Origin of the sequence: Prevotella sp. P5-92 (assembly GCF_002251245.1) — a bacterium.
GTDB lineage: Bacteria > Bacteroidota > Bacteroidia > Bacteroidales > Bacteroidaceae > Prevotella.
Genome location: NZ_NPJG01000112.1, coordinates 43923 through 53294, shown reverse-complemented (window position 1 = coordinate 53294; position 9372 = coordinate 43923). Strand labels below are relative to the sequence as shown.

At 46.4% G+C, this 9372-nt stretch carries 12 protein-coding genes and 1 pseudogene; 1 reads left to right on the top strand and 12 read right to left on the bottom strand.

Translation table 11 applies throughout. The features are described from left to right. The first annotated feature begins 497 nt into the window (after positions 1 to 497). Complete coding sequence (locus CIK99_RS11125; RefSeq protein ID WP_094381573.1) at positions 498 to 1649, top strand: hypothetical protein; 1152 nt, start codon at positions 498 to 500, stop codon at positions 1647 to 1649. Between the two features lie 59 nt (positions 1650 to 1708). Here the strand turns inward: CIK99_RS11125 and CIK99_RS11120 are convergent, their stop codons facing one another. From CIK99_RS11120 to CIK99_RS11065, 12 genes and pseudogenes are all read right to left on the bottom strand, one after another. Continuing rightward, complete coding sequence (locus tag CIK99_RS11120) at positions 1709 to 2044, bottom strand: DUF3795 domain-containing protein (RefSeq protein WP_094381572.1); 336 nt, start codon at positions 2042 to 2044, stop codon at positions 1709 to 1711. A 23-nt stretch (positions 2045 to 2067) separates the two neighbouring features. Then, entirely contained in the window at positions 2068 to 2601 is a 534-nt protein-coding gene (locus tag CIK99_RS11115; protein WP_216822806.1) for a GNAT family N-acetyltransferase, read from the bottom strand. A 10-nt stretch (positions 2602 to 2611) separates the two neighbouring features. Further along, a complete protein-coding gene (locus CIK99_RS11110; RefSeq protein WP_094381571.1) occupies positions 2612 to 3622 on the bottom strand; it encodes an acyltransferase family protein in 1011 nt (336 codons plus the stop codon). Positions 3623 to 3658: 36 nt separating this feature from the next. After that, a complete protein-coding gene (locus CIK99_RS15820; RefSeq protein ID WP_094381577.1) occupies positions 3659 to 4069 on the bottom strand; it encodes a glyoxalase/bleomycin resistance/extradiol dioxygenase family protein in 411 nt (136 codons plus the stop codon). Positions 4070 to 4081: 12 nt separating this feature from the next. Further along, a pseudogene (locus CIK99_RS15815) lies at positions 4082 to 4675 on the bottom strand (DJ-1/PfpI family protein); the annotation flags it as partial. A 2-nt stretch (positions 4676 to 4677) separates the two neighbouring features. Beyond that, positions 4678 to 5193: a GyrI-like domain-containing protein gene (locus tag CIK99_RS11095; protein WP_094381570.1), complete on the bottom strand. Its 516-nt coding sequence runs from the start codon at positions 5191 to 5193 to the stop codon at positions 4678 to 4680. Positions 5194 to 5226: 33 nt separating this feature from the next. After that, positions 5227 to 7107, bottom strand: coding sequence for an alpha/beta fold hydrolase (locus CIK99_RS11090; protein ID WP_094381569.1), 1881 nt, complete (start codon positions 7105 to 7107; stop codon positions 5227 to 5229). A gap of 19 nt (positions 7108 to 7126) precedes the next feature. After that, positions 7127 to 7642, bottom strand: a complete 516-nt coding sequence (locus CIK99_RS11085; RefSeq protein ID WP_094381568.1) for a GNAT family N-acetyltransferase — start codon at positions 7640 to 7642, stop codon at positions 7127 to 7129. Between the two features lie 11 nt (positions 7643 to 7653). After that, entirely contained in the window at positions 7654 to 7974 is a 321-nt protein-coding gene (locus CIK99_RS11080) for a heavy metal-binding domain-containing protein (protein WP_094381567.1), read from the bottom strand. 352 nt (positions 7975 to 8326) lie between these two features. Continuing rightward, positions 8327 to 8461, bottom strand: a complete 135-nt coding sequence (locus CIK99_RS15935) for a hypothetical protein (protein WP_256387401.1) — start codon at positions 8459 to 8461, stop codon at positions 8327 to 8329. 56 nt (positions 8462 to 8517) lie between these two features. Continuing rightward, entirely contained in the window at positions 8518 to 8655 is a 138-nt protein-coding gene (locus CIK99_RS11070) for a hypothetical protein (protein WP_216822804.1), read from the bottom strand. Between the two features lie 81 nt (positions 8656 to 8736). After that, positions 8737 to 9285, bottom strand: coding sequence for a DUF3332 domain-containing protein (locus CIK99_RS11065; RefSeq protein ID WP_094381565.1), 549 nt, complete (start codon positions 9283 to 9285; stop codon positions 8737 to 8739). Positions 9286 to 9372 lie beyond the last annotated feature (87 nt).

Sequence of the window (9372 nt, the reverse complement as noted above, 5' to 3'; positions counted from 1 at the left end):
AACCTAAAAACACCCAAAAATAGCCATCTGAATTTGGCCAAAATTGCCAAATTCACGTCAAAAACTGCCATTTTTAGGCCAAAAATAGAGGTTTTTAAGGCTAAAATTGCCAAATTCACGTCAAAAACAGCCATTTTTAGGCTAAAAATTGAGTTTCCTTGAGGTTAAAAATTGTGTTTTTTCTATCCCATTTTCTCCTAAAACCGATATTTTTGGCTCCAATTTGGCCGCAAAAAAAAAACACGAATATCAACCATCCCTCGAAGATTTACCTCTCAGGCCTGCCCATAATAAAAACAGACATAAACTTCGACCCTCAAGCGACACACAATAGGCGACTGGAAGGTTATATAAAAAAAATGTTAACAGCAAGAATAAAGTAGCGAAAAAACTTGCAGGATTGGGATTTATTTCGTATCTTTGTAGCTGAAAAGAGCAGACAAAAAGCGAGCATTGACACACGAGAAAAATCATCTTCTCTAAGCAAAAAAGGCAGTATGAAGAAAACACTCAACTTGATTGGCAGCCTCGCCATAGGCGCGATATTCGGACTGGCACTGGCATTCCTGCTGATATGGAGCATCGACGGCAGCGAAGGCATCAGCGACGTGGTGCATAAAGACCTCAACATGACGAAGATAGCCATCTCCATAGCGTGCACCTTCGCATGGCTCTTCGTCACCGCCATACTCCAGTTCACCCTCCACGAAGTGGGCCATCTGCTGTTTGGCTTGGCGTCAGGATTCAAGTTTTCGTCGATAAGGATATACAAATACGCGCTGGTGAAGGACCACTGCGGATTCCACATCAAGAAATTCAACATCCAGGGAACGGGCGGACAGTGCATAATGACACTACCCGAAGCCACCGACCCGTCGAGAGTACCCTTCTTTTGGTACAATGCCGGAGGCGTGATCGTCAACCTGCTGCTTTTGGCCCTATCCATAGTCGCGCTGCTGTACTGCGATCTGGGCATGGTGGGCGAAACATTTTTTATGATGCTCGCCTTCACCGGAGCCTTCATCGCCTTGATGAACGGCGTTCCACTTAGCTTCAACGGACTCTGTAACGACGGCAGAAACATACTGCTCCTGATGCGCGGCAAGCACTCGCGCCGTTTCTTCCTTCGCATGATGCAGGTAGCCAGCGAGCTGTCGAAGGGAAAACGGCTGAAAGACATGCCCCGGGAGTGGTTTGAGGACATACCGGTAGATTCGCCAAAAGACTATTTCCTATTGGCAAACCGCATCAACTATGCCGCATTGCTTGAAGACTCAGGCCGATTTGACGAGGCACGCCGAGTGTATGAAGAGATTTATTCTTTCGGCAAAGAATTGCCGGGATTGATGAAGCTCGAGATAGGTGCTGACCACATACTGATGGAACTGCTTACCACGGCCAGGCACGACGTGGTGGACAAGATCTACGATAAGTCCCTAAAGGCGTATATCAACTCGTCCTACAAGTATTCGCCTATCAAGGCCGTCGCCCTCTATGCCCTCACCTTGCTTCACGACAACGAGCCCGTCCGTGCCAAGCATTTGCTCGACGAACTGGAGTCGCATCGCGACGAATATCTCATGCCGGGCGAATATCTCACCGCAATTTACCTTATCGGACAATGCGACACTGTAGATACTAACAAATAGCTGAATTATAGCAATTTTTATAAAGAAAATTACCCTTGTCATTTGTCCAAATAAAAATATCACTCGCCCTTTAGATTCTCATAAACCTCGGGGGCATTCGTCGCCAGTTCACCCAAAATGCTGCATGTTTGCATCTCGCAACAGTCGCCACAGGTATTGTATCCTTTTTGCAATACGCATTTTCGGATTTTGCACATGTCACTGCAATAGTAGATCTTGCACCCTTCTGTACGGCAACCCATACAATTAATCCATTCAGGCTGAAATTCCATCTGGTTCATCTCACCCCATTCCTTAGCCACTTTCTCTCGCAAACGATTATCGTCGTTCAGAGTGGCTAAGCGTGCCTCACATTTCTCGCAGTCGAGGCCACAACAAGCAATTAGCTGTTTCATAAGTCTTCTATTAATTAATATCACTATTCATAAATAAACTTTTCCATCCAAACGGTATCATACCATTCGTTGAACTTCCATCCACATCTGTGGAAATGAGCGACCTGTGAAAATCCCATTCTTTTGTGAAATTCGACGCTTTGGTGAGACAGACGCTCATTGGGTATGTCTGTCCATGCTATGCATGCATAAATATTCTTTATTCCCCTATCAGCCAACTGCCTCTCAAGTTCGTTATAAAGCATTTTTCCTAAGCCTTTGCCTTGAAAGTCTTTTGCTATATATATGCTTGTTTCCACACAATGACTATAGGCACATCTCTGCTTAAAATCACTGGCATAACAATATCCCACAACCTCTCCATCTACTTCCGCAACAAGATATGGAGATCTTGCGACGATGTTTTTTATGCGTTCCTTAAAGACATCCGCCGATGGAACTGCATATTCAAAAGAAACGGCTGTATCCTGGACGTATGGAGCGTATATCTCCACAAGTCTAACTGCATCGCTAAAGGAGCACTGTCTTATCCTAACACTCATAAATCTTGTTTTCATAATTATTGTTTTATATTACCCTCTTCACACCAGGCAGCAATCGAATCAACCAGGTTAAGGTGAATGAGAGAAAAGTTGTGAATACTCCGACGAACATGAACTTGCCAAAGGCTCCCATCCACACGCCGTCGAACACATTCTGAATACAAATCATCAACGGCAAATGGAAAATGTATGCCCCATAGCTCTGAGCCGAGAGCCAAGAGAGCGCTTTATTGCCCATGTTGACTTTCTCGCGGAACAGCCATAACAATCCGAAACAGATGAAAACGCACATCAGAGACTCATAGATTCCAAACCATCGCCACACGAAATCATTCCATGCGCCATCTTGCCGGACATAGTTTCCTATAGCCAAAAGTGCGCCTATGGACAATGCTATAACACCAGTCTTATTTGTCATCTTGTCGAGCCAACAAAACCTGTAGGCCAATATGCCCAAAACAAACATCATGACATACTGAAGATAGTGGGCAGGCTCAAATATCCATACACTAAGACCAATCCAATTGTCTTGTGGACTCACCTGACGAATGAAATAACTGCCGATGCCCATCACTAATGAAGCAATAAACAATCCTGTCAGCGTCGGTCGTGAGTCGCAGTCTTTAGATATTGCCGAACATCTTTTCCTGACCACAGCATAGAAGAAGCTGAATATCAGAAGACTTTCTACAAACCACATGTGGGCTAACTCCACTTTGCCGGTAGCGTATGTCAACAGACCGCCCATCAACAACAATGGTACACCGAGACGAAGAATCTTCTTCCTGACAAAAGTGCTAAAACCTTGTCGGTCGTAACTGCCTGGTACAAAATACCCAGAAATGAAGAAATACAATCCCATGAAAAAAGCGGCATTGGTAGAGAAGAAATGCCATATCCAAGGCATCACCTCCGCAGGATTTGAAGGAGTATATCCCCACTCGCCACCGTCACCATACGCCTGTCCCGCATGATGGAATATCACCAAGAAGGTCAATGCCACCTTCAGATTGTCAAGATAATTCAGTCGTGCCATAATATATGTAAGTATGCTTGTTTCATCGTGTATCAGTTATTCAATAAACGACGATATCTCTATCAAGTTACCTTCAGGATCTGCCACATAGCAGGTTCGCTGTCCCCATGGCTCTGCCGTAGGAGCGAATATTGGCTTTGCGCCCATGCTTACCGCACGATCATACTCCTTGTCAACATCGGCAAAGGTGGGGACATCGAAAGATAGTTCCATAGTGCCGTTGGTGCCATTGGGATAGGCATACTCATGAGATGTCATCTGCTCAAAGACAACGCGCGGGAACATGATGATACGCGATGCGCCAAGTGTCATCTCCACGTTAGGATCCATACCATTCCATTCGGTTTTGAATCCAAAGACATCGCGATAGAAAGCCACCATCTTGGCATGGTCGGTAGTGAAGAGTCCAATGGTATTGAACGTGAAACGTGGTTTCGTCTGCGACATCATCTTCGCAAACTCCACGAGACCCATCTTGTAGAATGTCTTGTACATCTCTATCTCCTTTGACTCGTCGTTTTTTAGCAGAGCGAGAATCTCGCAGGCAAAGTCAAGACTGGCGCTACCATTAGCAGTGACAATATTATTGTCGCTCACAGCCTGGGCATTAACATAGCCTGCAGCATTGGTATATGCCTCTCCACCCCATAACTGGAGTTGCTCGATGCCATTGCCCGTATGGCGGACATCATTAAGGAAACCCTTGCTCGCCATCCATGAGGCGGCATTGCAGATGGCACCGACTATGCGACCTTTGCTGATAGCATCGACAACGAGAGGTGCAACACGTTCTGCCGCCTCGCCTTTCCATCCATATCCTCCAATGAGCACCAGTGCTGCATAGTCGTCGGGAATAGAATCAAACGTATAGTCGGGCAGCAGGCGTAAACCGCTGATAGCCTCAACAGGCTCCATCGACTCAGCCACAATCTTGTTCTCATACTTTGGATTCTCCTTCATCGCCATGGCATCAGAACGCAGAGGCTGAGTGAGATAAGGCAACTCATGCTCCGCAAACTGTGGCAGCAACACATACAATACTTTCTTCATCATTCTTAGTTCTTTTGGGAATTATCCAACACAGGTATCATCAGACCGCACTTATAGTCAGGAGTGTTGAAGTCGCCCATCGTGTACCATTCCACGTTCACCGCCATCACAGCCTTGTATTCAAAATGCTGGGGCAACCATTCATTATATACATAATTGTAGTTGTTGTGGAATGCAGCCATGCCGCCCTCAAAATGAAATTTCAGCCATCGCTTGTAATCTGCCTTGCGCACTTCCATTCCTTCGGGCACATTGCCACCCTTGTAGCTGCCGCTGATAAAATAGTCGAATGTACCAGCTGCCATATCGCAGTCGCACAGGGCATATTCACCGATATTGTTTTCTGCTACAGCCGCCTGCTTGTCGTTGAGCGGCTTACCAGCCTGCATCATCGGGATGCACAGTTGCTCGCTAAACTCTTTCCAGAATGCGGGGCATTCTTCCTGTCCTTTCTTCATCTCAATCTTTTTAACGATGCCTATCAGTTCGAGGCCCTCATTCTCAATAATGTCAAATTTCATAATCGTATTTGTTGTTTTTTCTTTCTTCACGAGTCACATTTCATCGAATATTTCCAAGACATCTCCCTTGTACCACTCTATATCCTTTGGAAGCCATATGAAACCATAGTACTCATGCTGGTTGTTGATTTCATCCTTTATCGCCTTTTCACTATAACCGTGGTCGATGAGATAGCGGATTACGGAGGCACGAACAAGGGTTTCCTCTATCACGTTCTCCCAAATACCATAGCCCACGGAATTGAGTTTCTTGCGATGCTCCTTAAGCAGACGAGAGCCAATATCCTTGTATCTCTTGTCTGGCATAATAAAGGAATGACAGAACTCATGCACGAGAATCTTGTCTATCTCACTGTCGCGGAAATACCACGGTGTGCCGTCTTCGTCTTCCCCATATAGCATCACGGCAATCTTCTCAGTTCGCTCCCCTGGCTTTGTTCGCTCTATGCCAAAGCTGCCGCTACCGTTGTTCAGTCCTACGATGATGCCAAAATCGGCTGTTGACTCCTTTTTGAAGAAACTGCCGAACCAGTCGAGGTCCACGTAATCTGCCATGGTGACACGGGCTGCATCCACTGCCTTTTTATACATTTGACTATGCTGGCGATAGAACTCGGAGAAATTACTCTTCAAATAGAAGTCGGTAAGCAATGGTAAAAACTCCTTGATGGCTTTCCGGGGCCAACGCTTGTATTCCTTATTGGCATTGGGAATAAGGTCAAGACCATCTTCCCGGCAAAGCAGATGGGCACCAAACCATGGCACAGCCTCATAGCCGATGCTATATACCGGCAACTGGTTGTGAAGCCACACGACTGCCGGATGATTTTTCCATGCGGCAAACCATTCGTCACAATCTTTCTGATAGCGTGGGGCAATGGAGTCGTTGAACACAGTGTTGTCGGCAAAGCGCGCCACTATTTCCATCAGTTCCACTCCTTCTTCAGTCTTAACGTATGGATGATTTGAGGTCAACTTACGTATAAATCTCATCACCCTGCGCATATACTCCCTATCGGAAGAGGGGTGAATAAAGTCCTTGCATATGAAATGCTCATCGCCTTCCACGGTCATTGTGTCGAGGTCGATGGTGTATTTCGATGCCTCGGCTGATAGTATCTCAAAGCACGAGTATGGCACCTGCGTGTCCTTACGGCTGTGCATCATAAGCACCGGTCGGTTGTCGAGACCACGCAGTGCATATACAGGACTGCTTACGGAAGCGTCAACACTATATTTCTCTTTAACGACATGCCTCGTGACACCATCAAGTTCGGTGGCGGGAATCATCGGCAGAAATGCCTCGCGACTCGCCTGCAGGAAGTCCTCAAGACTCGAAAAGGCAGAAAGCGAGACAAGTCCGTCAATATCCTTGTTTTCGCCAATAGAGCGTATGGCTACGGCACCTCCCATTGACACTCCCATCACAATTACGGGTACGCCTTTGTATTTGGCATTGCTTTTAATGTAATCAGTCACAGCCTTCACGTCGCGAGTCTCTTCATAAGCCAAGCAGATGCGGTTGCCATCGCTCTTGCCGTGACCTCTTAGGTCGGGCATGATGGTGGCGACACCAGCCTTAATAAACTCCGCCGCATGACCATAGAAGGCAGTCACCGAGGGATTCTCTATTCCCGAGAGACAAATCACCACGCCTTTGGGATGCTCAGGACAAATCTCGTATGCGAAGATTTCGAATCCGTCGGCAGTCTTCAGTGTCAGCGAGTCGGGAGCAGGAAGTCCAAAATCCCTCGCGTCATGAATCATGTTATAATTGACATGCTTATCGACAAGATAATTAATCACCTGTCGTCCAGCAGCCACCCAATTATCCTTTCCGCCAGTCTCCTGTGCCTTAACCTCAAATGCCGACAGAGAACATGCTGCGAATAACAGTGCAAATAATATTCTCATCCTTGTATATAATATTTTATTAAAAAGTCAATCTTAGCACCATTATCGGTTTGTCGGCACCCTGATAGAGCTTGTTGTCAAAGGCAGTTTCGCCAGTTGGCAAGAATCCGCACTTCTCCATCACTCGTCCCGAAGCAGGATTACTGATAAAGTGTCCGCTGATAAGAGATTTTATGTCGGTCGTCTCACGGACATGTCGAATCATCAACTGCAGAGCCTCTGTACACATACCCTTACCCCAATATGGTTTGCCTACCCAATAGCCCACAGTGGGTTCTCCTTCACGCGAAGGCAAGGAGCAGTCGCACGACGGACCATAGCCCATGGCTCCAATTGCCTCGCCTGTCTCGTTCCATACAATGGCCCATGTGGTGGGATCGTTAAATACTGTACGGATTATCTCCAGACTCTCTTTTTCAGAAAGATGTGGAGGCCAACCAGCCTGAAGGCCAACCTCTGGGTCGCTTGCGTATTTATACAAAGCCTTGGCATCAGTGTCAAGCCAAGGGCGAAGAGTTATTCTATCTGTTTTCATCAATGCCCATGTCAATCCATCACCACTGCCGTTCCACTTGCCGTAACCATTAGCATCGAGCCATTAGCACCTAATGCCTCATAGTCGAGGTCGATGCCCACCACGGCATTCGCCCCCATCATTTGTGCCCGCTCCTCCATCTCACGCAATGCTATGTCCTTTGCTTCGCGCAGCACACTCTCATACGAACCGCTTCGTCCACCCACGATGTCGCGGATGCCGGCAAAAAAGTCTTTCACAAAGTTGGCACCGATGATGGTCTCACCAGTCACCAATCCCTTATAATCTCTGATTGGATGTCCCTCTATTGTGGGAGTCGTTGTTAATATCATAATAAAAATAATTTAGGAGATTAATACTACTTGTTCATTTTCTTGAGTCTAACCATCACCAGTGCATTTGCCGAAAAGACACAGCATAAGGCTATTGGCAGGGGATGGTGGTTTTCCTGATTCTCACCAAACATTGAGATGCAAAGGAAGATAACTCCCAATAGCAATAAAGTCACAATGACTATAACCAAAAACTTGTCCTTATTCATAATTGTCGTTTTTATTCATTTGACGATAAAATAGGATTTACAACTACAGAATCTTCTGTTTTTTCGGCTGCAAAGGTACTTCGTTAGTAGCATATAACCAAAAAACTGGGACAGAAAGCAAGTATTTGTGACGAATGGAAGGATCAAATCCTCCATCCCACCTCGCCTACTCCACCGTAACTCACCTTGTCGCCACGGTAAAAACAAAGACCCGTCTCTCCGTTGGGCACTATTCGTTGCACCAGCGGAGGACGGGTATCGCGTCCATAGAAATACATCTTTATATATGGGCCAGAAGTGTGTGGGGTTTTCTACTGCAAAACTCTTTCACTTGCTACCACAGTTGCCCAGGTAACTTCAGTTTCTCCTTTGGCGGGAAGAGCTTGTCAAACTCTTCTGCCTCAGCTTCATCCACAAGATATCCCTCGGGAGTGGCATATTCGCCTTTCACGCCATCGAGAAATGTTTTCATTTCTTTACTGTCATTATGGTTTAACGGGTGCAAAGGTAAGGAGATTCGGGTTGTCAGAGATGTAAAAATCAGACAAAGAGGTTATCTCGCCGCATAGAAGAAGCCATAGCCAGCGGCATTAGCCACCTGGTTGAGCCCATTCTCGTCGAGTGCCACGTCCATCGTCTTGTCGGCCACTGTCACCTTGATGGTACCATCGGGGTTGAAACGGAAGATCTCTGTTGTCTTTCCGTCTTGTATCTGCGACCACGAGTCGGTCTTCTTGTCATATCTGAAACATGTCACATTGCCGTCAGGAGCCTTTACCTCATATCCGTCCTTCAGTGTCTTCACGGCATAGTAGCGTCCGTCCTGCCCCTTCACCGTCACGCTCTTGCCCACGTTGGCTGCCAAAGGGTTAGTGCCACTCCAGAACTCTATCGAGTTGAGCACCAGCACGTCGGCAAGCGAGCATACAGCATATGCAGGTGAGATGACGATAAAGATGATCTCGTTAAGAAACTTGTTGTCTGTCGCGCCACGGTTCCAGCTTGCGAGTTTGTTAAACAACGAGAATGAGCCTACACACGACGATGTAAGCATAGTGGTGCACATAAGGATGGCGGCCACGGTGAGTGTTCTTACTTTCATACTATTTCTTTTTATTGTTGATATGTTTATAATAACTTCGGCAAAGGTAAGACAATAATATGACAACTCCAAGCATTATCTTTCCTT